Origin of the sequence: Robiginitalea aestuariiviva, assembly GCF_029537735.1 — a bacterium.
Classification (GTDB): Bacteria; Bacteroidota; Bacteroidia; order Flavobacteriales; family Flavobacteriaceae; genus Robiginitalea; species Robiginitalea aestuariiviva.
Window position 1 is genome coordinate 176,924 of record NZ_JARPUQ010000003.1, and the last position, 25,162, is coordinate 202,085.

At 60.0% G+C, this 25,162-nt stretch carries 21 protein-coding genes; 3 read left to right on the forward strand and 18 right to left on the reverse strand.

All coding sequences use genetic code 11. The annotated features are described in order from the left end of the window. Window positions 1-2: 2 nt before the first annotated feature. From OZ410_RS13415 to OZ410_RS13450, 8 genes are all read right to left on the reverse strand, one after another. On the reverse strand, window positions 3-785 hold the full coding sequence (locus tag OZ410_RS13415) for an ABC transporter permease (RefSeq protein ID WP_277708526.1): 783 nt from the start codon (window positions 783-785) through the stop codon (window positions 3-5). Continuing rightward, window positions 778-1,485, reverse strand: a complete 708-nt coding sequence (locus OZ410_RS13420; protein WP_277708527.1) for an ABC transporter ATP-binding protein — start codon at window positions 1,483-1,485, stop codon at window positions 778-780. Before OZ410_RS13420 ends, OZ410_RS13415 begins: the two co-directional genes overlap by 8 nt. Beyond that, entirely contained in the window at window positions 1,482-2,714 is a 1,233-nt protein-coding gene (locus tag OZ410_RS13425) for a nitrous oxide reductase family maturation protein NosD (RefSeq protein WP_277708528.1), read from the reverse strand. The genes OZ410_RS13420 and OZ410_RS13425 overlap by 4 nt, the downstream gene beginning before the upstream one ends. Next, on the reverse strand, window positions 2,711-3,148 hold the full coding sequence (locus OZ410_RS13430) for a nitrous oxide reductase accessory protein NosL (RefSeq protein ID WP_277708529.1): 438 nt from the start codon (window positions 3,146-3,148) through the stop codon (window positions 2,711-2,713). The genes OZ410_RS13425 and OZ410_RS13430 overlap by 4 nt, the downstream gene beginning before the upstream one ends. A gap of 3 nt (window positions 3,149-3,151) precedes the next feature. After that, complete coding sequence (locus OZ410_RS13435; protein ID WP_277708530.1) at window positions 3,152-3,751, reverse strand: hypothetical protein; 600 nt, start codon at window positions 3,749-3,751, stop codon at window positions 3,152-3,154. Window positions 3,752-3,827: 76 nt separating this feature from the next. After that, window positions 3,828-5,759: a Sec-dependent nitrous-oxide reductase gene (gene nosZ, locus OZ410_RS13440; protein ID WP_420917763.1), complete on the reverse strand. Its 1,932-nt coding sequence runs from the start codon at window positions 5,757-5,759 to the stop codon at window positions 3,828-3,830. A 44-nt stretch (window positions 5,760-5,803) separates the two neighbouring features. Next, entirely contained in the window at window positions 5,804-6,394 is a 591-nt protein-coding gene (locus tag OZ410_RS13445; RefSeq protein WP_277708532.1) for a fasciclin domain-containing protein, read from the reverse strand. 6 nt (window positions 6,395-6,400) lie between these two features. After that, entirely contained in the window at window positions 6,401-6,910 is a 510-nt protein-coding gene (locus tag OZ410_RS13450) for a c-type cytochrome (protein ID WP_277708533.1), read from the reverse strand. Window positions 6,911-7,024: 114 nt separating this feature from the next. Between OZ410_RS13450 and OZ410_RS13455 the strand changes: the two genes are divergently transcribed. Beyond that, entirely contained in the window at window positions 7,025-7,453 is a 429-nt protein-coding gene (locus OZ410_RS13455) for an RrF2 family transcriptional regulator (protein WP_277708534.1), read from the forward strand. A gap of 10 nt (window positions 7,454-7,463) precedes the next feature. Here the strand turns inward: OZ410_RS13455 and OZ410_RS13460 are convergent, their stop codons facing one another. Genes OZ410_RS13460 through OZ410_RS13480 form a run of 5 tightly spaced genes read right to left on the reverse strand, consistent with a single transcriptional unit; the run spans window position 7,464 to window position 12,482 of the window. Next, the gene (locus OZ410_RS13460; protein ID WP_277708535.1) at window positions 7,464-8,312 is read right to left on the reverse strand and encodes a fumarylacetoacetate hydrolase family protein; all 849 of its coding nucleotides are present in this window, start codon (window positions 8,310-8,312) and stop codon (window positions 7,464-7,466) included. Next, complete coding sequence (locus OZ410_RS13465; protein WP_277708536.1) at window positions 8,309-9,220, reverse strand: SMP-30/gluconolactonase/LRE family protein; 912 nt, start codon at window positions 9,218-9,220, stop codon at window positions 8,309-8,311. The genes OZ410_RS13460 and OZ410_RS13465 overlap by 4 nt, the downstream gene beginning before the upstream one ends. Further along, the gene (locus OZ410_RS13470; RefSeq protein WP_277708537.1) at window positions 9,220-9,993 is read right to left on the reverse strand and encodes an SDR family NAD(P)-dependent oxidoreductase; all 774 of its coding nucleotides are present in this window, start codon (window positions 9,991-9,993) and stop codon (window positions 9,220-9,222) included. Before OZ410_RS13470 ends, OZ410_RS13465 begins: the two co-directional genes overlap by 1 nt. A 2-nt stretch (window positions 9,994-9,995) precedes the next feature. Further along, a complete protein-coding gene (locus OZ410_RS13475) occupies window positions 9,996-10,754 on the reverse strand; it encodes an SDR family NAD(P)-dependent oxidoreductase (RefSeq protein ID WP_277708538.1) in 759 nt (252 codons plus the stop codon). Window positions 10,755-10,766: 12 nt separating this feature from the next. Continuing rightward, window positions 10,767-12,482: an IlvD/Edd family dehydratase gene (locus tag OZ410_RS13480; RefSeq protein WP_277708539.1), complete on the reverse strand. Its 1,716-nt coding sequence runs from the start codon at window positions 12,480-12,482 to the stop codon at window positions 10,767-10,769. 210 nt (window positions 12,483-12,692) lie between these two features. Here OZ410_RS13480 and OZ410_RS13485 point away from each other — a divergent pair, with 210 nt between their 5' ends. After that, window positions 12,693-14,318, forward strand: a complete 1,626-nt coding sequence (locus tag OZ410_RS13485) for a carboxylesterase/lipase family protein (RefSeq protein WP_420917764.1) — start codon at window positions 12,693-12,695, stop codon at window positions 14,316-14,318. 131 nt (window positions 14,319-14,449) lie between these two features. Here the strand turns inward: OZ410_RS13485 and OZ410_RS13490 are convergent, their stop codons facing one another. Further along, a complete protein-coding gene (locus OZ410_RS13490; protein ID WP_277708541.1) occupies window positions 14,450-16,147 on the reverse strand; it encodes a sulfatase family protein in 1,698 nt (565 codons plus the stop codon). A gap of 128 nt (window positions 16,148-16,275) precedes the next feature. Between OZ410_RS13490 and OZ410_RS13495 the strand changes: the two genes are divergently transcribed. Beyond that, window positions 16,276-19,878, forward strand: a complete 3,603-nt coding sequence (locus OZ410_RS13495; RefSeq protein WP_277708542.1) for a family 78 glycoside hydrolase catalytic domain — start codon at window positions 16,276-16,278, stop codon at window positions 19,876-19,878. Here OZ410_RS13495 and OZ410_RS13500 read toward each other — a convergent pair. Genes OZ410_RS13500 through OZ410_RS13515 form a run of 4 tightly spaced genes read right to left on the reverse strand, consistent with a single transcriptional unit; the run spans window position 19,875 to window position 25,111 of the window. Continuing rightward, entirely contained in the window at window positions 19,875-21,287 is a 1,413-nt protein-coding gene (locus tag OZ410_RS13500) for a purine-cytosine permease family protein (protein WP_277708543.1), read from the reverse strand. The genes OZ410_RS13495 and OZ410_RS13500 overlap by 4 nt on opposite strands. Before the next feature lie 10 nt (window positions 21,288-21,297). Then, window positions 21,298-22,443, reverse strand: coding sequence for an alpha-hydroxy acid oxidase (locus OZ410_RS13505; RefSeq protein ID WP_277708544.1), 1,146 nt, complete (start codon window positions 22,441-22,443; stop codon window positions 21,298-21,300). A 3-nt stretch (window positions 22,444-22,446) separates the two neighbouring features. After that, on the reverse strand, window positions 22,447-23,820 hold the full coding sequence (locus OZ410_RS13510) for an FGGY-family carbohydrate kinase (protein WP_277708545.1): 1,374 nt from the start codon (window positions 23,818-23,820) through the stop codon (window positions 22,447-22,449). Window positions 23,821-23,830: 10 nt separating this feature from the next. Beyond that, window positions 23,831-25,111, reverse strand: coding sequence for a sugar isomerase (locus tag OZ410_RS13515; RefSeq protein ID WP_277708546.1), 1,281 nt, complete (start codon window positions 25,109-25,111; stop codon window positions 23,831-23,833). Window positions 25,112-25,162: the final 51 nt, after the last annotated feature.

Below are 25,162 nucleotides of genomic sequence, written 5' to 3' on the forward strand. Positions count from 1 at the left end.
CTTCAGAAGTCCTTATGCCGGGCCTTGCGGACCAAAGCGGCTACCGGGGCTGCCGTCCACAGGCCCAGTACCCCCAGCGATACCAACATCCCCAGGGAGGTCCCGAAAAAGGCCTTGAAAACGGCCCCCGTATAGCCCAAAAGGGCAGAGATATCCAGCTTCAGCAGGATCAGGGTGCGGGACAGGTCAATGGGGTTCAACAGGGTGGCCCCCAGGGCAAAACTGTCCAGCGGATATTCCTCAAAGAGGATCAGGGATAGCAGAAAAATGCCGTCGTACACCACGGCCAGGAAAAGCCAGAGCAATACGGCATAGCCAAAGCCCTTAATGCGGTTGTCGTTGGAAAGGGCCACCAGAAAGGCCAGGGCGGTAAAAATCAGGTTCAGGAAAACCCCGGTGACCAGCAGCAATACAAAATCCCAGATGGCCGGGCTTCGAAACAGCCCGTACAGCACAAAGGGCAACCCCAGGCCCAATACCAGGCTCAGGGAAAGGGAGCCGGCCACCCCCAGGTACTGCCCCAGGAAGATACGGCTGCGCCTGATGGGCTGAGCCAGCAGCAGGGCGGTGAATTCCCGGGAACTGTAGTAGTACATCACTCCAAAGATGGTGGCAATCAGGGGCACCAGGATAATGATCACATTCATCAGGGTGATTACCCCTTTGGCCAGGTCGTGGTTCAGGAAGAGCATCACAAAGCCCAGCAGGAGGTAGAAGGCAAAATAGACATAACTCCACCGGCTGCGCAGTAAATCCTGGAAACTGTAGCGGACTATCTTAAACATGGTGGCGGGCTGCTATGGCCGCAATGGCCGGTTCTACATGGGTTTTCCCGGTAAGGGTATACAGGGTTTTCAGGCTGCCTTCAAAATACACCTTGCCCTCCAGCAGGTAAATTACGGACTGGGCCATCTCCTCCACCAAGGGCATGATGTGGGTGGTGATCAAAAACAGGGCCCCGCTGCCCACCCGGGTTCGGATCAGTTCCTTGAGGGCAATCAGGGCGCCGGGGTCCAGGCCGGTGGTGGGTTCGTCCAGGATGTACACCGGGGGTTCAAACATAAAAGTGAGCACCAGGTTCACCTTCTGGCGGGTGCCCCCGGAAAGGGTGCTGAGTTTTTTATTCAGGAAGGGCTGCAGGCCAAAGCGCTCCACCAGGGGTTCCGGGGCGGCGGGCTGCTGGCGCAGGTCTTCAATCATCCGGAACAGTTCCCCTACCTTGAGGTTGCCCGGGAATTCTGCAATCTGCGGCAGGTACCCCAGGTCCTTGCGGTACAGCCACTGCCCCCCTGTGGGTTGCCCCCCGATGCTGATGCTGCCCTGGTCCGGGCACACCATCCCCAGGATGCTTTTGATAAGAGTGGTTTTACCGGAGCCGTTGGGGCCCAGTACGGCATGGATGCCGGGTTCTTGCAGGGAAAGGTTAACCCCGCTCAGTACGGTGTTTTTCCCAAAACGCTTATGAAGGTTGGTAATTTCGATCATGGCCTGGGGCGGATTAGGGGTTCGGGGTCCAGGAGGTTGTCCGGGGTAAAGACCGGGGATACCCGCTCTGAAAAATCGATGAGGTCCATAAAGGGGCTGCGCAGCAGCACCAGGGTTTCCGGGGTGCGGTTCACAATGTAGGAAAAGAGCTTTACCGGGCGGTGGGGAACATCGCCATACCCGTTGCGGTCCAGGTCATAGCCGGAGTACGCGCTCCAGTAATTCCCCTCAAACCGGTTATCATTTACCTTGCTGTTGTAGGAAACGTCAAAGGAGTTGTGCATAAAATTGTTGCCGCTGAAAAGGTTGGTGTAACAGGCGCCCCGCACCTTGATGGCCCAGCCGTTGGCCCGGAAATCGTTGTTGAGATATTCGATGCGGTTGGAGCCTTCAATACTGATGCCCACCGTGTTTTCCTCAAAGCGGTTACCCGCAATCCGGGCATCGTTGATTTCCTTGAGCAGCAACCCAAAACTGGCGGTTCCCCAGTTCTTGCGGAAGGTATTGCCCACCATTTCAATGTCTTTGGAAAACATCACGGCCACCCCGGCCCCATTGTCCTCAAAGAGGTTATTCGTATAGGTGTCGTGGTTGGAAAACATAAAGTGCAGGCCGTAGCGCACATTCCCCGAACTTATGTTGCCGGCAATTTGAATGCGGTCCGAAAATTCCAGGTAGATCCCGTCCCTCACGCGATGCACCGTATTCCCGCTCACTTCCACATCCTGGCAGTACCAGAGTTGTATGCCGTTGCCCGAGTTGAATTCTTCCTTGGCATCCCCCAGGATCTGGTTGTTGCAGACCTGGCCCTGGCTGGATTTTTCCAGGTAAATCCCGAAAAACAGGCCTTCGAGTTTCAGGTTTTCCAGGCGGAAATATTTGCTTTTGATCACCCGAAGGGCGGCGTGGTCCTGGGTATAACTCACCCCCACATTGCGCAGGTGCAGCCCCAGTACGCTTACCGAATCCGAGGCCACCTGCATGATTTCCCCCTGGTGTTCCCCGTCGATTACAGCCCCGGCCTCGCCCATAAGAGTGAGGGGTTTTTCAATGCGCAGCCCGCTTTCCCGGTATACCCCGGAGCGTACCCAAACCGTATCGTAGGGTGCCGCCTGTTCCAATCCGGCCGCTACCGTGGGCAGCGGACAGCTTGCGCACACCTCCAGCACCTGGGCCCGGGCAGGCCCGGGCAGGCATAGTAAAAACAGGAGGAGGGTCAGGGGTTTCATCGTTGCCGGGTATTGAGGTAGGTTTGGAGAGAAGCCCAGGTATACAGGGTGCCGCCTTCCCGCTCATGGGCAACCCGGGCATCTGCCTCCTGGGCAAAGGCGCTCAGGAAGGCCCCCATGGGGCTGGGGATACCGGGGCTAACCAGGTAGGTGGCTTCACTGGCCTGGGTTAGTTCCCCCGGGTGGGCATAATCCGCAACCAGCAGGTAGGCCATTTCGGTATCCGGCATCTGCCCCAATTGGTCGGCCAGGCATTCAATGGCATCGAAGGTGTAATTCCTGCCCTTGGCCGTGACCATCTGGGCGGCGTGCTGGCGGTCCACCAGGGTCATCCGGCAGAAATGGCAGGCGTCCGCACCATAGCGGATGGGCCTGGGTTTTACGCTGCAGCCCAGCATGAGAAGAGTTAAGGGGATCAGGAATTGCAGTTTCATGGCTCAGGATTCAACAGGGGTTTTGGCTTCCTTACGCCCGACAACATAGGCCACCAGGGAAAGCAGGATGCCCAGACCAAGGCTGTAGGCTCCTAATTGCGGATAGGAATGCGCCCGGAAATTCAGGATGTCCTTAGACCCGAAAAAGGGCGGTTGGAACCCCATCACAGAGCCGTCCGGGTTGGTAAATTTCATAATGGCCTTGGGGTCCAGGTCGTGGCCGTATTCGTATTCCCAGAGGTAGAAATCGATAAGCCCCGCCGTACTCACGGCTATCATAAGCAGGAACCAGAACAGGTACCAGCGGGAGGGGGCTTTCCAGGCCACCAGCAGGCCGATCAGGACCGAAACCAGGATGCCGATGGGAAAGATCTGGAACTCCGGGATGGCATCCGGGATGTACTTCATGCCCACATAGTGGTTCATCAGGTTGATGTTCTTGATGTCGTGGGGGTTGGCATCGGCAAAGTCGTCAATGTAGATGTACATCCCCAGGGGGGTGGGGTACTGCGGGGCCTCCAGCGTAATCTTCCACAGGGGGAAGACAAAGAGCAGCAGGGGGAGCAGGGCGCCCAGGAACATCAGGATGCGGGATTTTTTCATGGCCGTGGGTTTACAGTTCAAAAATAAAGGGGCCGGCCGGAGCCGGCCCCTGGTTCATACGGATTTGCCGGGCGGGCTATTCCCCGAGGGACCAGCTCAGTTCCGGTGCGTTCTGGGCCGGGGACACCCGAACATATCCCTGCATTTCCTGGTGCAGGGCAGAACAGAAGTCCGTACAGTAGAACGGCCATACCCCGGGTTGTTTGGGTTCCCAGACAAAGGTTTCGGTCTGTCCGGGCATGATCAGCAATTCGGAGGTATTGGCGCCAATCATGGATATGCCATGGGGCACATCGTAGTCCTGTTCCAGGTTGGTCACGTGGAAATAGACCCGGTCTCCCACCCGGATACCCTCAATGTTATCCGGGTTAAAGTGGCTGCGGATGGTGGACATATAGATGTGCACATCCCGGCCGTCGCGTTCCACCCGCACATCGGCATCGGATTTAATGCCATAGGGGTGGTTGTTGTTCTGCAATTCAAAGATCTTTTTGGAGCGCGCTTTCACAATGTCCGCAGCAATCCCGGCGGCATAGTGGGGTTCCCCAACGGTGGGGAAGTCCAGCAACAGTTCCATCTTGCCGCCGCTGATGTCATACAGCTGGGCAGACTGGGTCACTTCCGGCCCGGTGGGCAGGTAGCGGTCCTTGGTGATCTTGTTCATGGCCACCAGGTACTGGCCAAACGGTTTGCGGGAGTTGCCGCCCGGGATCATCAGGTGCCCTACGGAATAGTAGCAGGGCTGGCGGTCCAGGACTTCCCAGGTACCGAGTTTCCATTTCACCACTTCCGAAGATATGAAGAAAGTGGTATAGGCGTTGCCCTGCCCGTCAAACTCCGTATGGAGGGGCCCCAGGCCGGGTTGGCTTACCGTACCGGCACGCACGTCTTCGAAGCTCAGGATCGGGATGCCATAGGCGTCCCCGTCAAATTTCTCGTTCTCGATCGCGTCCAGCATCTTGGTAAAGGAATGGACGGTCAGGTCTGCAGAGAGTTTTCCGGCGCCCACAATGTATTCCCCGCTGGGGTCTACATCACAGCCGTGGGGGGATTTGGGGGTGGGCAGCAAGAAGACGGCCCCGGGTACTTCGGACGGGTTCACCACCAGCACTTCCTTCTCCATGGTGGAGGTGGCCATATGGGTGTTGTCGTCATAGACGTTATGGGCGTAGTTGGCCGGCATTAGGGTGCCGCCGCCGTTTTTCACGTATTCCTCGATTTTCTTCCAGTTTACCGCCGCAATAAAATCCTTGTCGTTCTGGGAGGCGTTTACCTCCATCAGGGAGTTGGCCTCTTCGGTGTTGTAGGTAGAGAAGAAGAACCAACCGTGGCTTTTTCCGCGGCCGGGGTGGGAGAGGTCGTAGTCAAACCCGGGCATCATCAGCTGGAAAGCGATGTCCATATGCCCGTGTTCCGGTTCTACGCTAATAAAGGTGAGAGCCCCTTTAAAATTGCCCTTGTATTCATTAATGGGCATGTCGCGCTGGGGCACCGGCACGGAGAACCGGGTACCGGCCACCACGTATTCGGTATTTTCCGTCACAAAGGCGGAGCTGTGGTTCCCGGCACTGTTCGGGATTTCGATGATTTCGGTGGTTTCAAACACGCTTAGGTCGATCTTGGCAATCCGGGGGGTGTTGTTGCCATTGATAAAGACCCAGCGGCCGTCTACCTCCCCGTTGGTCTGGGAAATATCCGGGTGGTGGGAATCGTCCCAGGGCACAAAACCGTGGGAGGTGTTCAGCATGGGTTTGGTCTCCTCGTTGTACCCCCAGGCCTTTTCGGCATCCTGGGAAAATACGGGGATCACCTTAAAGAGCCTTCCGGAGGGCAGGCCGTACACGGAAAGCTGCCCGCTAAAGCCGCCGGAGATAAAGGCGTAGTACTGGTCGTGCTCGCCCGGGGCCACGTAAACGCGTTCGGCCGCGTTGGACGTTAGCGCCCCTGCGTTGCCCTCCTGGGTCGGGCCGCAGGCGAACACCGTTAGCAGGGCGGCTAACCCGCCCATCAGGGAATAAAATCTATTTTTCATATCAGGTGTTTTAAGGTTTGCTATTCTTCTTCGGTTGGGGGAAGCATGACTTTGTCTATGACGTGTACAATGCCATTCCCGGCAGGCACGCTGGCCAGGATTTTGGCGCCGCCCACAAAGACGTCGTCCCCTTCCACGGTAACGTCTACATACTGGTTGTTGGCTTGCCCGAGTTTGGGGAATTTCTTCAGGAATTCCTTACTGTAGTTCCCCGGGGTTACATGGTACTTGAGGATGTTGGCCAGGGCGTCCTTGTTTTCCGGTTTCAGGAGAGTTTCCACGGTCCCTTCGGGCAGGGCGTCAAAGGCCGCATTGGTGGGCGCAAAGACCATCAGGGGGCCGGCATTGACCAGGGCATTCTCCAGGTCTGCGGCCTGTACCGCAGCCACCAGGGTGGTGTGGTCCTGGGAGCCCAGGGCTATCTGCAGCACATTGGGTTTGCCTACGTCGCCTTCAATAAAGGCCTGTCCCTTGGTTTTCTCGGCAGCCGTGGCATTTTCGGCTGCAGGGGCGTTGGCGGTGGATGCCTCCTTATTCTGCTGCCCGCAGCCGAGCATCAGAAACAGCAGCATCCCCCCAAGCAAAAACATGCATTTGGAAATGGTTTTCATAGGTGATTATTTTAAGGTTCTGAAGTATTCCAGTACGGCGCGGGCCTGTTCTTGCGAAAGGCCCTGGTTGGCCATGGGCGAGCCGTTAAATTCCATGAGCAGGTCCCGGGCCAGGGGGTCTTCATTCACCATGACTTCCGGGTTCAGGATCATGTTCATCACCCATTCGGGGCTGCGCCGTTCCAGGATGTTGTTCGGGGCCGGCCCGATAAAACGCTTGCCTACCCGGTGGCAGGCCAGACACATCTGATTGAATACGGCCTCGCCCTGGGCGGCCAGGTCGGTATCGACTTCCGCCGGCAGGGTTACCGAGGTGATGGGCCCAACGCCTTTGTTGGTCAGGTCTACCCGTTCGGAGGCCTTGGCCTGGGTGGTTTCGGGAGCTGGGGTTTCAGTGGCGGCAGGGGCCTTCTGCCGCTGGATGCTAAAGTCATCAGTGGGCTTTTCGGCCTTGCCACCGCAACCCAGCAGGAGGGCGGCCACCCAAAGAATTCCTAGGGATGAGGTTGTTTTCATGGATATTTTTATTTTAGGACAAATGTATCTTTTGATAAAAACCCAAAACATGATATCTCTCATAAAAAGGACAAAAACATCTTTTAATCTTCGCAAACGATTCCTACCCGTATCATGATTTCAAAATCCACCAAATCTGCAATTAAAGCTGTGATCTACCTGGTACGGCAGTCTTCCGAAGCCAATAAGGTTCTGGTGCGGGATATGTATCAGGAAATCCGGGTTTCCGAGGCCTACCTGGCCAAGCTGTTGCAAACCCTATCCCGCCATGGCCTGGTATCCTCGGCCAAGGGAAGGGGAGGGGGGTTTTACCTCAATGCAGCCAACCTGGAACACTCCCTTATGGATGTGGTCCGGGTTATAGATGGGAAAGAAAGCGTGGAAGCTTGTGTTCTGGGCATACGCGAATGCAGTGAAGTTCAACCCTGTGCTGTACACCATGTCCTGGGCCCGGCCAAGGCCGATTTTAATACTGCCCTGTACCAAACGCGTTTCCGGGATCTGGCCCAACCGGAATCCAGCCCGTTCGATTTTCCGATGTAATGCCCCCGGGTCAGGCCTGCCGGCACACCTGCCGCTGCCGGCCCAGGCCCGCAATGGTCAGTTCCACCACATCCCCTGCCTTCAGGTATTGGGGGGGCTTCATACCCAGCCCCACCCCGGGGGGCGTGCCGGTAGAAATCAGGTCCCCGGCCTCCAGGGTCATAAACTGCGACAGGTACCACACCAGGTAGGTACAGCCAAAGACCATGGTGGCGGTGTTGCCCTTTTGCATGGGCACCCCATTCACAGCGAGTGCCATTTCCAGGTCCTGGACGTCTTCCACTTCCTCCGGGGTGGCCAGCCAGGGCCCCAGGGGGTTGAAGGAATCACAGGATTTGCCTTTGGTCCACTGCCCGCCGCGTTCCAGTTGGAAGGCCCGTTCGGATACGTCGTGGGAAATACAGTATCCTGCAATGCAAGCCGCGGCATCGGCTTCCGAATCCAGGTAACGGGCGTCCTGCCCGATCACGATGCCTAATTCTACTTCCCAATCCGTTTTGGTGCTTCCCCGAGGGATCAGGATGGGGTCGTAGGGCCCTACCACCGTATTAGCGCCTTTCTGGAACAGGATGGGTTCTTCCGGGATGGGCATGCCGCTTTCGGCGGCGTGGTCCGAATAATTGAGCCCGATGCACACCACCTTCCCCGGGCGGGCTACGGGCGCCCCCCAACGTTCGCTTTCGGGTACTTCGGGCAGATGGGCCCCGCTTTCGAGCAGGGCGCGCAGGCGGGGCAGGCCCCCGCTGTTGAAAAAGTTGCGGTCCCAATCCGGGAATTGGGTGGAACAGTCCAGGCGCACGCCCTGGTGGAGGATGCCCGGCTTTTCGGCCCCGGGTGAGCCAAATCGGATCAGTTTCATGGTTTTTCAGGTATGAAGGGCCCGCCAAAGCGGAAGGGTTCCCGGCCGCTGAAGCCGCAACCGGGTAAAACAAAGAGGGCGCCGGCTTCGGGTTGGGCCTCCCCGGCTGCGGGGTCCAGGCCTATCCGGGCCGAGGTGATATAGAGGTCGTCCAAATGGGCCCCGCCAAAGCAGCAGGAGGTAATCCGGGCGGCCGGCAGGGGCACCCCCAGGAGTTTTTCACCCGTATGCGGGTTCCAGCGGGCTACCTGCCAGCCGTCCCAGTGGGCAATCCAGAGCATGCCTTCCGTATCGATGCACATCCCGTCCGGCACCCCTTCCTTTTCGGGGATTCGAAAAGCTACCCGGCGCCGGGAAAGCGCACCGGTCTGCATGTCGTAATCGAAGGCAAAAACCGCCCGCTCCGGGCTGTCGATATAATACAAAGTGCCGTGGTCCGGGCTCCAGGCCAGGCCGTTGGAAATACCTACGCCCTCTACCATGGTGTGGGCCGTCCCGTCCGGGTCTATGCGGTACAGGGCCCCGGCCCCCGGGGCTTCGTCCAGGGCCATGCTTCCGACCCAGAACCGCCCGCCCGGACCAACCTGGCCATCGTTGTAGCGGTTGCCGGATAAGCGGGCTTCCGGGTGGGCCAATGGGGCTTGCACCCCCGTGTCCGGGTCCAGGAGCACCACCCCGTTTTGCAATGCGGCCAGCAGGGCCCGGGTTTGGGTCAGGGCCACCGCCCCCACCAGGCTGCCCAGGTTACGGGTCTGGTGTTGGGCCGAAGCCGGCCGGTAGGAATGCAGTTGGCTTTCCAGGATATCTACCCAATACAGGGTGCCGGTGCGGGCGTCCCATAGGGGGCCTTCCCCCAGGGTACATCGGTGTGGCAGTACCACCTGGTATGGCGGGAGGGGTGTGGCCATCAGGTATTCAGGGTTTTAAAGCCGCCGTCTATGGGAAAATCGGTGCCGGTCACAAAACCGGCCTCGTCCGAGCACAGGTACAGGGCCAGGGCGGCAATTTCCTCCGGCCGGGCCATGCGGCCAATAGGCTGGGTGGCGGAAAGGGCCTTAAACATTTCCGCTTCCCGCCCCGGGTAATGCTGTTTTAAATAATCGTCTACAAAGGGGGTGTGCACCCGGGCCGGGGAGATGCTGTTGCATCGGATCCCGAAGGGGAGGTAGTCCTTGGCCACCGAGAGGGTCATGGTGGCAATGGCCCCTTTGGTGGCGCTGTAGGCAAAGCGCTCGGACAGCCCCACGTTGGCTGCAACCGAGGCCATATTCAGGATGGCCCCGCCCCGAACCTTCATCAGGGGCAGGAAAACGTGCAGCATATGGTATACCCCCTGAATATTGATTTTGAGCAGGCGTTCCATGTCTTCCGGCGTGGTGCTTTCTGCCGTTCCGATATGGGAAACGGCGGCGTTGTTCACCAGGATATCCGGCGGGCCCCAGGCCTTAGGCTGGGCTTCCGCAGCCGCCTGTACCGCTTCCAGGGAAGCCTGATCGCAGGGGATATATACCGCCTGCAGGCCTTCCTTTTTCAGGGCTGCCGCAAGGGCGTTGCCCTGACCGGTATCTATATCCAGCAGGCTTACCCGGGCACCCTGCCGGGCGAAAAGAGTGGCTATGGCGCGGCCAATGCCTTTGGCGCCCCCGGTAATTAAAGCGTGTTTCTGGTCCAGTCGGAACATGGTTATGGGGTTTCAAAAGGTGAGGGGCTCACGGCGCTCCACCCGCCGTCCACCACCAGGGTTTGCCCGGTGATGTGGCGTGCCTGGTCGGAGACCAGGAACAGGGCGGCTTTGGCAATATCCGCTACGGTGGCCGGGCGTCCCATGGGGGTGAGGCGGGACCAGGTAATGTCGTAATCCGGGTCTTCCAGGGTGCGCTCGGTTTTGGTGGCCCCGGGGGCAATCGCATTCACGTTGATCCCCAGGGGCGAGAGTTCGATCACCAGGGTACGGGCCAGCAATTGGATAGCCGCCTTGGTCATCCCGTAGGCGCTCAGGGCTTTGTGGGCCTGGATTCCCGTTACCGACGACATAAACAAGAGGGACCCGCCTGTTCCCTGGACTTTCATCTGGCGGGCGGCCCCCTGCGCCAGAAAGTAGGTGCCGGCCAGGTTCACCTCCATCACCCGCATAAAATCGGCCCTGGGATAGTCCAGAAAATCCCCGAAATGGGTTACTCCGGCATTGGCAATGGCCATGTCCAACTGTCCTGTCGCTTCCACAGGCCCGGCCACAAGGGCCCGGATCACCTCCGGCTGGCTGCAATCTCCGGGTACCGGATAACAGGTCCTGCCTATTTCCGCGCAGGCCGCTTCGCACAGGTCCGGGTCCTGGTCGTTCAGCCAGACCCTGGCTCCGGCTTCCACCAGCTGGCGGGCAATTTCCAGGCCGATGCCCTTCCCGGCCCCAGTGATGATCGCGGTTTTGTTCTTCAGGTTCATTTCCTTTCGATTTTAATGGGAATCCCGGGTAACCTCGCTCCCGGAACTGCCGCGCAGGAAGTCCAGGTCTGCCCCCAGGTGGGCCCCCTGCACATGTTGCTGGTACAGGGCCACATACCCCCGGGTAGCAGGGGTTTCCGGATTTTTCCAGGCCGCCTTCCGGGCTGCGATTTCCGCCTCCGGCACCTCCAGGTGCAGCAGCCGTTGTTCCACGTCCAGGACTATGGTGTCCCCGTTTTGCACAATGGCCAGGGTACCGCCTTCGGCGGCCTCGGGCGAAACGTGGAGGACTACCGTCCCAAACCCCGTACCGCTCATCCGGCCATCCGAGATGCGGACCATGTCCGTAACCCCCTTTTCGAGCAGTTTGGGAGGCAATCCCATATTCCCCACCTCGGGCATACCCGGGTAGCCCTTGGGGCCTACGTATTTCAGTACCAGGATGCTGCTGGCGTCTACCTCCAGGTCCGGGTCGTCTATGCGGGCTTTGTAATCGTCTATGTCTTCGAACACCACGGCCTTGCCCCGGTGTTTCATCAGCCCCGGGGTAGCTGCCGAAGGCTTCAGGACCGCCCCGTTTTCGCTCAGGTTGCCCCGCACCACGGCCACCCCGGAAATGGGGTTAAAGGGGGTTTGCAGGGGGGCGATTACCTGGTCGTTATACCCCTCGGCCGCCCCAACGTTTTCGGCCACGGTTTTCCCGTTGGCCGTAACCGCATCCCCGTGCAGGTGGGGCAGGAGTTCCCGGATCACCACGGGTAAGCCCCCGGCATAATAAAAGTCTTCCATGAAGTGGTCGCCGGAGGGTTGCAGGTTGGCCAGCAGGGGGATGCCCCGGGAAAACTGGTCAAAGTCGTCCATTTCCAGGGAGACCCCTACGCGCCCGGCTATGGCCAGCAGGTGGATCACAAAATTGGTGGACCCGCCCACGGCCGCATTGACCCGGATGGCATTTTCAAAAGCTTCCCGGGTAAGCAGGTCGGAAAGCTTGCGGTCTGCCTGGACCATACGTACAATTTCGGCCCCCGAGGCCCGTGCCAGGACCTTCCGGTTCCCATCCGGGGCAGGGATGGCCGCATTCCCCGGCAGGGAAAGCCCCAGGGCTTCCACCATACAGGCCATGGTAGAGGCGGTCCCCATTACGGCGCAGTGCCCGTCGCTCCGGCAAATGCCGGCTTCTGCCACCTCCATTTCGGCTTCGGTCATCTGCCCGCTGCGCTGGGCCTCGCTAAAGCGCCAAACGTCCGAGGTGCTAATGCGCTGCCCGCGGTAGTGCCCGGTAAGCATGGGCCCGCCCGAGACCACAATGGATGGCAGGTCCACACTGGCGGCTCCCATTACCAGGGCCGGGGTGGTCTTGTCGCAACCGCAAAGCAGCACCACCCCATCCATAGGGTTGGCGCGGATGCTTTCCTCCACGTCCATGGCGGCCAGGTTGCGATAGAGCATGGCGGTGGGTTTCATCTGGGTTTCGCCCAGGGACATTACGGGGAATTCGAAGGGGTAGCCCCCGGCTTCCAGGATCCCTTTTTTGACCCATTCGGCCAGTTCGCGAAAATGAGAATTACAGGGGGTGAGTTCGGACCAGGTGTTGCAGATCCCGATCACGGGCCGTCCGTCGAAGGCATGGGAGGGGACCCCGCTCTTGCGGAGCCAGGACCGGTAAATGATCCCGTCCTTGCCTTTTTTGCCGAACCACCCCTGGCTGCGGAGTGTTTTGTCTTTCATGGTGGCGGTTTGATGCCGGGGCAAAAGGGAGCACCTCTCTATCCCGTCCTTCCAAAGTAGCCATTTAGCGTGTAAAACGCACATTTATCCGGGGATTTTTTGTACCTTTTTGCTTGGCTCCCCGGGAGGGGAAGCCCGTTGTAAAAACTTCTAACCATGAAAACCAACCGAAGACATTTTATACAGACCATGGGCGCCGGTGCCGCCGGGATGGGCCTGGTGGGCGGGCTGTCCGCCGCCGGGTGCCAAACGGCCCAGGCGGCTCCCGCTGCCGACGGGCAAATCCTGTTTATCGGGGACGATACGGCCATAGCCGATACCGTATACGGGCAGGTGCAGGGGTTCCTGCTTCGCGACATCTATCAATTCCGGGGCATCCCCTACGGAGCCGATACCGGGGGTGCCAACCGCTTTATGGCCCCGAAGCCACCGGAACCCTGGGAAGGCGTACGCCCGGCCCTTTGGTGGGGCAATTCCGCCCCCCAGATTATGGACAACCGCTATGCCAACCCGTATTATTCCTACGCAGACCACTGGAATTATGACGATGTGAGCGAGGATTGCCTGAAGCTCAACGTCTGGACCCCGGCCCTGGCGGACGGCGGCAAACGGCCGGTCCTGGTGTGGTATCACGGGGGCGGCTTCCGCAACGGCAATGCCATTGAACAGGACGGCTATATGGGGGAAAACCTGAGCCGTAAAGGCGATGTGGTCTTTGTATCCATCAACCACCGTTTGGGGCCTATCGGCTTCTCGGACCTCTCCGGGGTTGGGGGTGAGAAATACCGGGATTCCGGAAATGTAGGCGCCCTGGATATGGTGGCTGCCCTGGAATGGGTAAACGAAAATATCGCCAATTTTGGCGGCGATCCGAGCAATGTGACCATTATGGGGCAGTCCGGGGGCGGCGCCAAGGTATGTACCCTGGCGGCCATGCCGGCCGCCTCCGGCCTGCTGCACAAGGTGGTACCCTTAAGCGGGTCTTCCACCGAAGCCCTGGACCAGGACTACGCCCGTAAACTGGGCGCGTATGTGCTGGAAGAAGCCGGGCTGCAGCCTTCGGAAATAGATCAATTACAGGAAATCCCCTGGAAGGAATACCTGTTGCTGGCCGGAAGGGCCCAGGCCAGGTTATCGGAAGAAACCGGCTCGGCCGGCGGGTTCCGCGGTGGGTTCCGCCCGGTGGCGGACGGGGTCCATATCCCCAAAGGCACGTTTTATAACGAAGCCTCCGGGGTATCCGCAGAAGTACCCATGCTTATCAGCAGCACCTTCCACGAATGGGCCATGTCCCGAACCGATCCGGACATGGAGGAGATCACCGCCGATGCGGCCCGGGAAATGCTCAAAACCCGGGCGGGGATCCGCGGTGGGATGGGTGAGCGTGCCCCGGAAATCTACGACGCCTATGCCGCCGTATTCCCGGAGGCCAAGCCCATCGAGATCATGTGCCTGATTGCCAGCAACCGGCAGGGGGTGGTAAGCACCGCCAATGCCAAAAAAGTACAGGGGGCGCCGGTGTACGCCGCCTGGTTCGGGTGGGAGCCCGATATGTTTAACGGGCGGATGCGGGCCTTCCACTGCCTGGACATCTGTTTCTGGTTTTACAATACCGACCTGATGCTGACCCACACGGGGGGCGGTAGCCGTCCGCGGATGTTGGCCGAAAAAATGTCCGATGCCCTGCTGCAGTTTATGCGCACCGGCAACCCCAATACCCCGGGCTTGCCGCAATGGCCGGAGTATACCGTGGAAAACGGGGAGGTTATGATCCTGGACGATACCTGCGAGGCCCTGAACGACCCGGACCGGGAAGCGCGCAAAGCGCTGGGTTAGGGGTAGCTTCCTTATAAAAAGCGGCAGATACACGGCTTGTATCTGCCCCTTTTTTTTGTGGGCCAAATGCCAGGAGGTTGCAGGGCTACGGGATACCTTCCCGGTAGGGGGGGCGCCCCCAAACACCTACCCTAAAATTCCCGTCCCACTTCCACGCTCGGCAGGTACCCGATCCGGTGGGCCCGGTACACCAGTTTTTTACCGGGTTCTATGGGCATCGGCCCCTGGTACACCTGCCAGGAAGCTGCAGGGGTTTCCCCGGCAGCCAGCCACTGGTAGCCGATGGCTGTGCCCTGCGTTGGGGACGTCAGGGTAATTTTGCCATCTGTCACGGACAAGGTAGGGGGCTGGGTTACCGGCTGTTGCCCTTCGGGCCAGATTTGTGTCAGGTATTCGGTTTCCGGCATCATCCCCAGGTCTCCGGTATGGGCAATCCATCGGTCCATTTCGGCCCGCAGCGTATCGCGAATGCCAGCCAGATGGGGCTCCCGGATCAGGTTGCGGAGTTCAAAGGGGTCCTGCCAGGTGTCGTACAGGGCTTCCGGGTTATCCTGGGTTCCGAACCACAACATCGGGATGGAATCCAGCTGGCCTTCTTCCTTCAGCGCCAGTAACTCCTGCATGCTCGGCATCTGTTTGCGGTAGGGCACATCATTGTAAGACGGTTTTTCCGGGAGGTAGTTCCGAATATACTTATACCGTTGGTCGCGCACGGCCCGAAGCCGGCCATGGCTGCTGCCGTCAAAGTCGTCTGCTGCCGCATGCAGGTAGGCCCTGGGATTCGAATCCGTATAGGTTCCCAGCCAGGCCCGGCCATCCAGGTTGGCCGGGGACGGGGTGCCGGCCAAAGACATCAGGGTGGGTTTTAAATCCAGAAAGCTCAAGAGTTGTGGGTCTTCCATGCCGCCCATTTGCCCGCCGGGGAATCGCACAATCAGCGGGCTCCTGAGCCCCGTATCGTACAGGGTGCGCTTTGACCTGGGCAGTGGCCCGCCATGGTCTCCGTAGAAAAATATAATGGTGTTATCCAGCAAGCCGTCCGCTTCAAGCTGGTCCAATATTTCCCCCAGTTGGCGGTCCATTTCCAGGATATTGGAATACATGCGGCGCAGGTCCTGGCGCACTACCTCCGTATCGGGCAGGTAGGGCGGTACGGGTACTTCCAGGTTTTCGGGTACCCAAAGGGAATCCTGTGCCTTGGCCCAGATCCGGGATTCATGGGTGACTTCGAAATTAAAAATGGAGAAGAACGGTTGCCTGGCATCGGGCCGGTTCCTCCAGTGGGCGGAGCGGCTGCTTTCGTCCCAGGCGGTCAGTTCCACCCGAAACTGGTAGTCCTGTTTGGCGTTGTTGGTGGCGTAATACCCGGCGGCCCGCAGGTAGGTACTGTGCATATGGGTGCCGGCAGGGGGCAGGGCTTCATACACCGGGCGGTTTTCGCCCCAGGTAGCCGGAGGGTCCGGGTTGGGGGCATACCAGGGGCCGGTGCGCATGTGCATAGCGCCGGTACGGGTCGGGTACATCCCCAGGGCTATGGCTGCCCGGCTGGGGGCGCATACCCCGGAGGGGGAAAAAAAGTTTGGGTAGCGCACCCCCTGGGCCGCCAGGCGGTCCAGGTTAGGGGTAACCACGGTGGAATCGCCAAAGGCGGGCAGGTGCGGGCTCAGGTCCTCGGCTACCAGCCACAGGATATTGGGTTTTTCGGGCAGTTGGAGTTTGGTGTAATCCAGGGATTTATTTGTGTCAGTATTGGAGGTATCCGGGGTTTGCCGACCACATCCCCAGAGCAGGCCCATCAACAGGGTAATAGTAATGACGCGTACCAACATTCCTTTTTATCTTTATGAAGCATCAGAAGATACGGATTCCAGTGGATTCCGGCATGCCCGCTCCGAACGGTACGGAACGGGCCTTTCCCTTCCCTGCTGTATCCTTGTTTAAATCAAATACCCTATCCATGAGCATTTTCCGCCTTCCGACCTTTTTGATTGCAGCCACTCTGATCTGCTTTGGTATCTCTGCCCGGGGGCAATTACAGGTAACGGGCCTGCAGACGGAATACCTGACCACCCCCCTGGGGCTGGATGAAATCGCTCCCCGCTTCAGTTGGCGGATGGAGGATCCGCAGCAGGGCCATGACCACTATCAGGAGGCGTACCGCATTCGGGTAGCTGATGCAAATGGGCAGGAGGTCTGGGACAGCGGGCGTGTGACGGATGCCGAATCTGTATTGATTCCCTATACAGGAGCAGCCGTGCAACCCTTTACCCGTTATGGCTGGGCTCTTTCGGTATGGACCCGGGACGGGCAGGAACTGCGGGCTGATTCCTGGTTTGAAACCGGGCTGCTGGACCCGGATCCGGAATCGAACCGCTGGGCAGGGGCCCAGTGGATAGGCGCCGGCCCCGAGGCCCTCCAACTCTATTCCCACTACCTGAGCGTATTCCAGTTGGAACTGGGCCTGCAACTGGACCAGGCCTCGGGCAGTACCCGGGCCGCCTTTGTTTTTGGTGCCAACGATATGCGGCTGATGCACCGGGACTACAATATACAGGGGGTACAACAGGGGCGCAACCAGAGCTACCTGGCCCTGGAGCTGGATATTTCCGGCCTGCAAACGGAGGGAGGCCATGCCAAGCTGCACCTGTACCGGGTGGGGTATGCCCCGGGGGACGATCCCGAAGAGCCCTTTAAAAGCCTGGAGGTCCCGCAAGGCCTGGTGAACGCTTCCAACCAGTACGAACCCCACACCCTGTACCTGAAATCCAATTTTGGCATCCTGCAACTTTTTGTGGACGGGACTAGCCCCGATAACGAAGTGGGTGTGGACGGGCCGCGCAGCCCTTATGCACCGCCCGGTTTCAATGTAAATCCGGTAGGCTCGGGGAATAATTTTATCAGTTTTCCCATGGTGGCCGATATCGGGTTTTGGATGCGCCCGGGGCAACAGGCTATAGTAACCGAGTATGCCATCCGGCATTTCCGGGAACCGGCCAACCTGCTGTTTTCGAAAGCCCATGACTTTGGGGGCATCTTTAACCCGGCCCTCGGCCCCGGGGCGGTCCTGCAACCGGAGGGCATTCGTTTATCCGGGCAGGCAGAAGGGTTGCTGATTGCCGCAGACCCCAGCCACCACGCCGCCCCCATACTGCGTACCGCTTTCCGCACCCCGGACAAACCCATCCGTAGCGCCCGCCTCTACGCTACGGCACGGGGTATCTACGAAGCCCACCTGAATGGGGAGCGGGTCGGGGAGGCCTGGTTCACCCCGGGCCTTACCCAGTACAACCGCCACCAACAGTACCAAACCTACGACCTGACCGGCCAGATCCGTCAAAACGCCGAGAATGTGCTGGGCAGCTGGCTGGGCGAAGGCTGGTGGGCCGGGAACATTACCTATAGCGGGGAAAACTGGAATTATTTCGGAGACCGGCCTTCTTTCCGGGCCCTGTTGCGGATTACCTATGAAGACGGGACGGAAAGCACTCTGGTGACCTCCCCGGAGCAGTGGGACGTCTATACGGAAGGCCCACTGCGCTATGGCAGCTACTTCCAGGGCGAGGTTTACGATGCCCGCCTGGAGTCCGAAACGGCGGGCTGGTCACAGCCGGGCTTTGACGCATCGGCCTGGGGGTCGGCCGCAGCGGTCCCGCTTGCGGGAACTGCGTACCCGGGCCTGGATTACGATAACATGCAAATGATCGGGCAGATCGGGGACCCGCCGGCTATCGTTAGGACACTTACGGCTCAATCGGTGCAGGAGGTGCGCCCGGGGGTCTGGGTATACGACATGGGGCAGAATATGGTGGGCGTGCCGGAAATTGACCTGAGCGGGGGGCAGGCTGGCGATACCCTGGTGCTGCGCTATGCCGAGGTGCGCTATCCGGACCTGCCGGAATACGAAGGGCAGCAGGGGATGGTGATGCTGGAGAATATCCGGGCAGCCCTTACCCAGGACCTGGTGATCCTAAAGGGGGGACCCCAACAGGTCCGCCCCCGGTTCACGTTCCACGGGTACCGCTACCTGGAGCTTAGCGGAGTCCCGCAACCCCCGCCCCTGGAAGCCGTCCGGGGCCGGGTGGTGAGTTCCGTGCCCCACCTGGATTCCCATTTTGAGACCTCCAACCCCCTGGTTAACCGGTTCTGGGAGAACATCACCTGGTCCCTTCGGGGGAATTTCCTCTCCATCCCCACAGATACCCCTGCCCGCAATGAGCGGATGGGGTGGAGCGGGGACATCAACGTCTTCTCACAGGCGGCTACCTACCTGGCCACCGTGGCCCCTTTCCTGCAACGCCACCTGCTGGCTATGCGCGACATCCAGCGGGAAGATGGCCGTTTTACCGACGTGGCTCCCGTAGGCGGTGGTTTTGGAGGTACCCTCTGGGGCAGCGCGGGTATGATCCTGCCCTGGGAGGTTTACCGACAGTACGGAGATGTGCGCATCCTGGAGGATCACTATCCGGCCATGGCCGCCTACCTGGCCTTCCTGGAGTCCCGGACCGACACACAAACGGGGATCCTGGATGAAGGCCCCCTGGGGGACTGGCTCAGCCCGGAAGGCAGCCGGAATGACAACACCCTGCTCTGGACCGCCTACCAGGTGCGGGACCTCGATATCATGACCCAGGCAGCCCGCCTTTTAGGAAAACCCGAAGATGCAGCCCGGTATGCGTCCCGGGCCGCAGAGCGCAGGGCGTTCTTCAACAGCACTTATGTAGACCCCGAAACCCATCAAACTCGCCACAGTGGGGTGGCCGGCCGGTTATTCGGCCCCCCGCCACCCGGGTATCAGCCGCCTCAACCGGGGGATCTGGTCGATACGCAGGCCTCCTATGCCATTCCCCTGCACTTTGGGGTCTTTGCCCCGGAACACCGGGAGGGCGCTGCACGCCACCTGGAAGCCACAGTGGCCCGGGAGAACCGGGACGACCTGGGCGTTATGCGCCCCGCATATTCCCTGATGACGGGCTTTATAGGCACGGCTTCCCTGAACCATGCCCTCTCGGAAACCGGCCGGCATGCCCAGGCTTACCGCCTGCTGCAACAGGAAGACTATCCCTCCTGGCTCTATCCGGTACGCAACGGGGCGACCACCATCTGGGAGCGGCTGAACTCCTACACCCTGGAAGACGGCTTTGGCGGGAATAACAGCATGAATTCCTTCAACCACTATTCCTTCGGGGCCGTGGCAGCCTGGATGTACAATTACGCTCTGGGGATCCGCAGGGGGGAAGACGGCCCCGGCTTCCGGCAATTTGTGCTGGCCCCCGTACCGGACCCGGATGGTTCCATGACCTTTGCCCGCGGGTATTACGACAGCCCTTACGGCCGCATCGAAAGCGGGTGGGAAATCCAGGATGGGGCGGTGGTCTATACCGTTGTGGTCCCGCCCAACACCACGGCTTCCCTGACCTTACCGGCCAGGGGCCTGAAGCAGGTCAGGGCTAACGGGAAACGCCTGAAACCCCGCCCGGGCATCCGGGAGATCCGCGGAGGTGGCGGCCAGGTACAGATGACCCTGGGCAGTGGCCGCTATGTATTTCAGGTGATGCGCTAAGCCGGTTTTTGGTGGGCCAGGCGGCTGAACCACAAAAAGAGCAACCCGCTCAGGATCCAGGCCGGCAGCGTCATAAACGAGAGGAAGATGCCAAAGGAGACCGAGATCAGGTATCCGCCAATGGCGCTGATCCCCCAGGCCAGCAGTACGGCCCGGCTAATGCCCAGCCCGTGGTACTCCGCATAATTGGGGATAATCCCGGCGCGTTTGCCAAAGAAATGCTCAAAGGCAATGACTGCGCCCACCGGGGCCAGGATAAAGCCGTACAGGGCCACAAAATCCAATAACTTCATGGCAAAGGCCGGGAACAACCCGGCAATGGTGGCAATGCCCCCGGCCAGGAGGGTCACCCAGAAAGTAGAGGCCTTGGGCAGGATGGCCTGGAAGGCCAGGCCGGCCCGGTAGATGGTCGGGTTGGCGGTGGTCCATCCGGCCAGCACCACGGCAATGATCCCGAAGAACCCGATGGCGCTGTAAGCCAGGGGGCCGGGGGCTACCGTGGGGGCATCCCCGCCCAGCAGCACGGCCTGGGCCTCCGGGGTACGCAGGTATACCGCATAAAGCAGGGCGGCGGCAATCCAGGCCATATAATGGCCCACGTACATGCCGGCGGCCGTGGTCCACCCCGCATTGGCCTTGCGCGCAAAGCGGAAAACGGAAAGGTCGGACATCCCGATGTGCATGGCGGCATTGGCGAACCAGGACCAGATCACCACGTGCCAGAAGGTGTATTTCACCTGTCCGGGAAAGGGCTCGGAGCCTTCGCCCCAGATGTCCCAGAATTCCCCGAAAGACCCGATTCCGAGTTGCTTCAGCGCCACGATACCGCAGGCCAGGAAGGCCAGTACAATAAAGGGCGACATCCAGTTGGCGGCCTTGGAAACGGTTTCATATCCCTTGGCGGCAATCAGGGAAATCACGGCCCCGATGGCCAGGACAATAATGACCCAGGTGGGGCCATTGGGCAGGGTATCCGTCAGTTTAGGCATCTCCATGTTAAAGGGAACCCCCACGGCGGTGGCCGAAACGGTAATCATGGCCCCGGCTAGGAAACAGAAGAGGATGCCGTTGGCCAGGTTGTAGCCAATCACCAGTTTTTTGCCGCAGATCCGCTCCAGGTGGTAGTAGAGGGTGAGGCGATGTTTTACCGCAATTTCTGCAGTAAGGTACCTCCAGGAGAGCACCGCCAGCAGGTTCCCCAGGAGCAGGCCCACAATCAGGTCGAAGGCGCTGACTCCCGTGGTCAAAAACAGGGGGCCAATGACAAATTCGGTACCGGCGGCGTGCTCCCCGGCATACATACCCAGGAAGCTTTTCCAGCCTTTCAGACGGGAGGCGGGTACGGGTTGGCGTTCGAACTCGCCCCCGGCCAGTTCTTCTATTTGTTCTTCGATGTCGAATTGTGTCATGGCGGTGGGTTTAGTCGGTTATCAGGTGGTCCGGCAGGTCTGCTACCCGGGAGCAGCAGAGTTGTTCCATAATTTGCCGGAACTGGGTTTTGAGCATGGCAATGGTGTGGTCGCCTCCGTTGTTGCCCAGGGCACCAGCCCCGTACATAAAGGTGCGCCCCATAAAGGAAAAGGCGGCCCCGGATGCCATGGCACGGGCCACGTCCGGCCCGGAGCGCAGGCCGCTGTCTACCATCACGGTCATCCGGTCGCCAAATTCCCGGGCCAGGCGGGTGAGGGGTTGGATGGAAGCTTCCCCGGCATCGAGCTGCCGCCCGCCGTGGTTGGAGACGATAATCCCGTCAAAGCCCAGGTCCAGGGCCTGCTGGGCATCCCATTGGGAAGCCACGCCTTTCAGTACCAGTTTACCCTTCCACTGGTCGCGGATGGGCTTCAGTTTTTCCGGGTCCAGCTGCCCGGAGAAGGTCTTGTTCATAAACAGCCCCAGCTGTTTCAGGTTCAGGCCTTCGGGGGTATACGGTTTCAGGCTTTCAAAGGTGGGTTGCCCATGGCGCAGGGTCTGCAGGGCCCAGGTGGGTTTTCCCAGGATTTGCAGGATGTTGCGTGCAGACATTTTAGGGGGCAGGGCCAGGCCGTTGCGGATGTCGCGGGGCCGGTAGCCAAAGGTGGGGACGTCGCACAATACCACCAGCACCGGGCACCCGGCCTGGGCCGCCCGATCGAGCAAGTCATTTCGGACCTTTTCCTCCACGGGGTTATACAACTGGAACCAGGCGCGGCCTTCGGTGAGTTCCGCCGCCCGTTCAATGGACAGGGTGGTTACGGTACTTAAGATAAAGGGGATGTTATGGGCAAAAGCAGCCTTGGCCAGGATTTCCGGGGAATTGGGCCACATCAGGCCCTGCAGGCCCACCGGGGCAATCCCAAAGGGGGCATCGTAGCGGTGGCCGAAGAGTTCGCAGGAGGTGTCCGCCGCCTCAAAGGGGCGGATGTAGCGGGGCTCTACCCGGACCTCCCGCAGCTCGCGGGTATTTCGGTCCAGGTTCAGGTCTTCGTTACACCCCCCGTCCAGGTAATCGAAGGCAAAGCCGGGCATGCGTCGGCGGGCTTTTTCCCGCAGGGCTTCCACAGAGGGGTATCGGGTATCGAACGGCATAGGTCAGTGGGTTTTATAGGGGTGGTGAGATTTCATGTGGTAGTGGGTTTGCAGGAACCCGGGTTCCAGTTCCCGGCCCGAAACCACAACGGCGGCGCCCAGGGCCGAACCCAGGGCCGCATCCGTGGTGTGCAGTTCCATGGGGTGCATCAGCCGCGCCAGGATGGCCACAAAGACGGCGTTCTGGCCAAACCCCCCGTCAATATACAGGTGGCGGATTTCGGATGCCCCTATCACGTGGCGCAGATAGCCTTCCTGCACCCGGCACAATTCATAGACCAGTTGGTGGTAGGCCCGGCTGAAATCGGGGAAATCATACCGGGTTTCCGCTGCGCCGGGGATACCCTGGAGGTGCTCCCAGTGAAAGCAGGGATCGGGCTGGCTCCTGGCCGCCTCAAAATGTTCCGGGTTAAAGCCCGCCTGCTGATAGGCATGGGCGTCCTGCCCGTAATGGGCACAAAGCCGTTTCACCTGGGCCTTGAATTCCTGCCCGAGGAAGAGGCGGGCAGCTTTAACGGGCTGGCCATCCACCCGCATGTAGTTGATGCAATTGTGGGCGCTGTCCGAAGGGCTCAGGACCCCGTCCGAGAAGGGGTTCATGGCCACGCTCCAGGTACCGGTAGACAACAATACAAAAGGTTCAGGCGAACTTTCCAGGTAGGGCAGCAGGGCGGCAGAGCTGTCGTGGATGCCCACCCCGATGCGCAGGGTCTTGCCGTGGAGGGTCTGGGAATACGAGGTACCTGTGCCCACAATGGGCGCCAGGCGGGAAGCCATGCCTTCGGCCTCCACCCAGCGGTGGTACCCGCCCCGGGTGTAGTCCCAAAGGCCTGTATGGCAGCCAATGCTGGTGTAGTCGCTTACCGGGACCCCGGTAAGGCGGTAACTCAGGTACTGGGGCAGGTGAAGGGATTTGACTACCCCGGCAAAGCGCTCCGGGGCCTCGTGCTTCAGGCGGTAGAGCTGCAGGCCTGAGGTGAGCATCCCGGCCCGCGTGGTGCCCGTGGCCCGGGAAAATTCGGCTTCCGGCCCATAGGCGGTATAAAAGGCATCCTCCAGGGCTTCGGGGTATGGTTTGGTATAGTTATACAGGGGGGTGAGCACCTGGCCGTCCCGGCCCAGGTGGACCAGGCTGGCGCCATAGCTGGAGATGTTCAGCGCCCGGATGTCTATATCGGTGCGGGCCAGGGCCTCCTTCAATTCGCTGGCCATCCAGGCTTCCAGGGCCTGCAGGTCCTCGCAGGGGTACCCGTCTTCGTCTTCGGTCTGGGGCAGTTGGGTGTATCGCCGGCCGACTTCCTTAAAGTCGGGCCCAAACAGGAAGAATTTCTTATTGGTCTTCCCGATGTCGAAAACGGCGGTAACTGGCTGGCCCATCCGTTGCGTTTTAAAGTCCCGTTGCCCGTGATTCCGATCCCCGTTCCCCGGTCAGGTGCCGGCGTACCTCCAGGGCGCGGTAGGCTCCCAGGGGGTTTATGGCAGCCCCGGCCTGTTGGCGGGACTTGCGTACCAGGGGCCGCACATCGGTGCGGTAGGCATCCTGCAACAGCTCCTGGCAACGCACTACATCGTGAGCCCGCTGGGCTTCCTGCAGGGCGGGCTGGTCAATCAGCAGGGCTTTGGCATAGGCTTCCAGAATGGCTTCCAGGGATTGGATCAGGTCTTCCAGGGGGTCCTTAATGTTATGGCTGGCATCAATCATCCAGGCCGGGTAAGGGTTGTCCGGGTTGTGCCGCATCCCGTAGACCAGCTCGTTGAAGATCAAAAACAGGGCGTAGGGTTTGATACTGCCCACGGTAAGGTCGTCGTCCCCATATTTGCTGTCGTTAAAGTGGAACCCGCCCAGCTTGCCCCTGTACATCAGGGTGGCCACGATTTGCTCGATGTTGGTATTGGGCAGGTGGTGGCCCAGGTCTACCAGGGTGTAGGCCCGGGGGCCGCAGTGCTCTGCCAGCATAAAGGAAGTGCCCCAGTCCTGGATGACGGTGCTGTAAAAATTCGGTTCGTAGGGCTTGTATTCAATAAAGAGTTTCCAGGACTCAGGCAGGGCGCGGTAGATCTGGGAAAGGCTGTCTGCGGTGCGGTCCAGGGCCTGCTGGAAATTGTGCTGCCCCGGGAAGTTGATCCCGTCCGCCAACCAGACGGTCAGGCTTTCGGAGCCCAGTTTTTCGCCTATGCGGGCCACCTCAATGTTGTGGGCTATGGCTTGTTGGCGTACCTCGGGGTCCGAGTGGCAGAGGGAGCCATAGCGATAACTGTGGGGCTGCCCGGCCTGGTCCTGGAAGGTATTGGAGTTTACCGCGTCAAAAACAAGCCCAAGGGATTTGGCCCGCTGGCGGATGCCTTCATAATCCTGGGGGATGTCCCAGGGAATGTGCAGGGAAATGGCCCCGGCCGTAGCCGTGAGGGCGTGCAGCAGGCCTACATCGTCCATCTTGTCCTCCAGGGTGGCCGGTTCCCCCGGGGTGCCAAAACGGCCAAAACGGGTCCCGCCTGCGCCCAGGGCCCAGCTCGGGATGGCCACCTGGAAGGCCTCCAGTTGTTTCACGACGGCGGCGGCATCTACGCCCCGTTGCCCCAGTTTGTCTTCCAGGTAGGCGTAATCCGCCTCCAGGGTGGTGAATTCGGCCCGGTTCAGGTCTGCCAGCTGCTCGCTTGTGATCTGCATATGAATGTGTGCTATTTGAATGATCCCCGGGTACCACAAGGGCGCCCGGGG

Bases quoted from the DNA above. Each gene is read 5' to 3' on its own strand.
- OZ410_RS13415 (WP_277708526.1), bottom strand. From the start codon at position 785: ATGTTTAAGATAGTCCGCTACAGTTTCCAGGATTTACTGCGCAGCCGG.
- OZ410_RS13420 (WP_277708527.1), bottom strand. From the start codon at position 1,485: ATGATCGAAATTACCAACCTTCATAAGCGTTTTGGGAAAAACACCGTA.
- OZ410_RS13425 (WP_277708528.1), bottom strand. From the start codon at position 2,714: ATGAAACCCCTGACCCTCCTCCTGTTTTTACTATGCCTGCCCGGGCCT.
- OZ410_RS13430 (WP_277708529.1), bottom strand. From the start codon at position 3,148: ATGAAACTGCAATTCCTGATCCCCTTAACTCTTCTCATGCTGGGCTGC.
- OZ410_RS13435 (WP_277708530.1), bottom strand. From the start codon at position 3,751: ATGAAAAAATCCCGCATCCTGATGTTCCTGGGCGCCCTGCTCCCCCTG.
- nosZ (WP_420917763.1), bottom strand. From the start codon at position 5,759: ATGGGCGGGTTAGCCGCCCTGCTAACGGTGTTCGCCTGCGGCCCGACC.
- OZ410_RS13445 (WP_277708532.1), bottom strand. From the start codon at position 6,394: ATGAAAACCATTTCCAAATGCATGTTTTTGCTTGGGGGGATGCTGCTG.
- OZ410_RS13450 (WP_277708533.1), bottom strand. From the start codon at position 6,910: ATGAAAACAACCTCATCCCTAGGAATTCTTTGGGTGGCCGCCCTCCTG.
- OZ410_RS13455 (WP_277708534.1), top strand. From the start codon at position 7,025: ATGATTTCAAAATCCACCAAATCTGCAATTAAAGCTGTGATCTACCTG.
- OZ410_RS13460 (WP_277708535.1), bottom strand. From the start codon at position 8,312: ATGAAACTGATCCGATTTGGCTCACCCGGGGCCGAAAAGCCGGGCATC.
- OZ410_RS13465 (WP_277708536.1), bottom strand. From the start codon at position 9,220: ATGGCCACACCCCTCCCGCCATACCAGGTGGTACTGCCACACCGATGT.
- OZ410_RS13470 (WP_277708537.1), bottom strand. From the start codon at position 9,993: ATGTTCCGACTGGACCAGAAACACGCTTTAATTACCGGGGGCGCCAAA.
- OZ410_RS13475 (WP_277708538.1), bottom strand. From the start codon at position 10,754: ATGAACCTGAAGAACAAAACCGCGATCATCACTGGGGCCGGGAAGGGC.
- OZ410_RS13480 (WP_277708539.1), bottom strand. From the start codon at position 12,482: ATGAAAGACAAAACACTCCGCAGCCAGGGGTGGTTCGGCAAAAAAGGC.
- OZ410_RS13485 (WP_420917764.1), top strand. From the start codon at position 12,693: ATGGGCCTGGTGGGCGGGCTGTCCGCCGCCGGGTGCCAAACGGCCCAG.
- OZ410_RS13490 (WP_277708541.1), bottom strand. From the start codon at position 16,147: ATGTTGGTACGCGTCATTACTATTACCCTGTTGATGGGCCTGCTCTGG.
- OZ410_RS13495 (WP_277708542.1), top strand. From the start codon at position 16,276: ATGAGCATTTTCCGCCTTCCGACCTTTTTGATTGCAGCCACTCTGATC.
- OZ410_RS13500 (WP_277708543.1), bottom strand. From the start codon at position 21,287: ATGACACAATTCGACATCGAAGAACAAATAGAAGAACTGGCCGGGGGC.
- OZ410_RS13505 (WP_277708544.1), bottom strand. From the start codon at position 22,443: ATGCCGTTCGATACCCGATACCCCTCTGTGGAAGCCCTGCGGGAAAAA.
- OZ410_RS13510 (WP_277708545.1), bottom strand. From the start codon at position 23,820: ATGGGCCAGCCAGTTACCGCCGTTTTCGACATCGGGAAGACCAATAAG.
- OZ410_RS13515 (WP_277708546.1), bottom strand. From the start codon at position 25,111: ATGCAGATCACAAGCGAGCAGCTGGCAGACCTGAACCGGGCCGAATTC.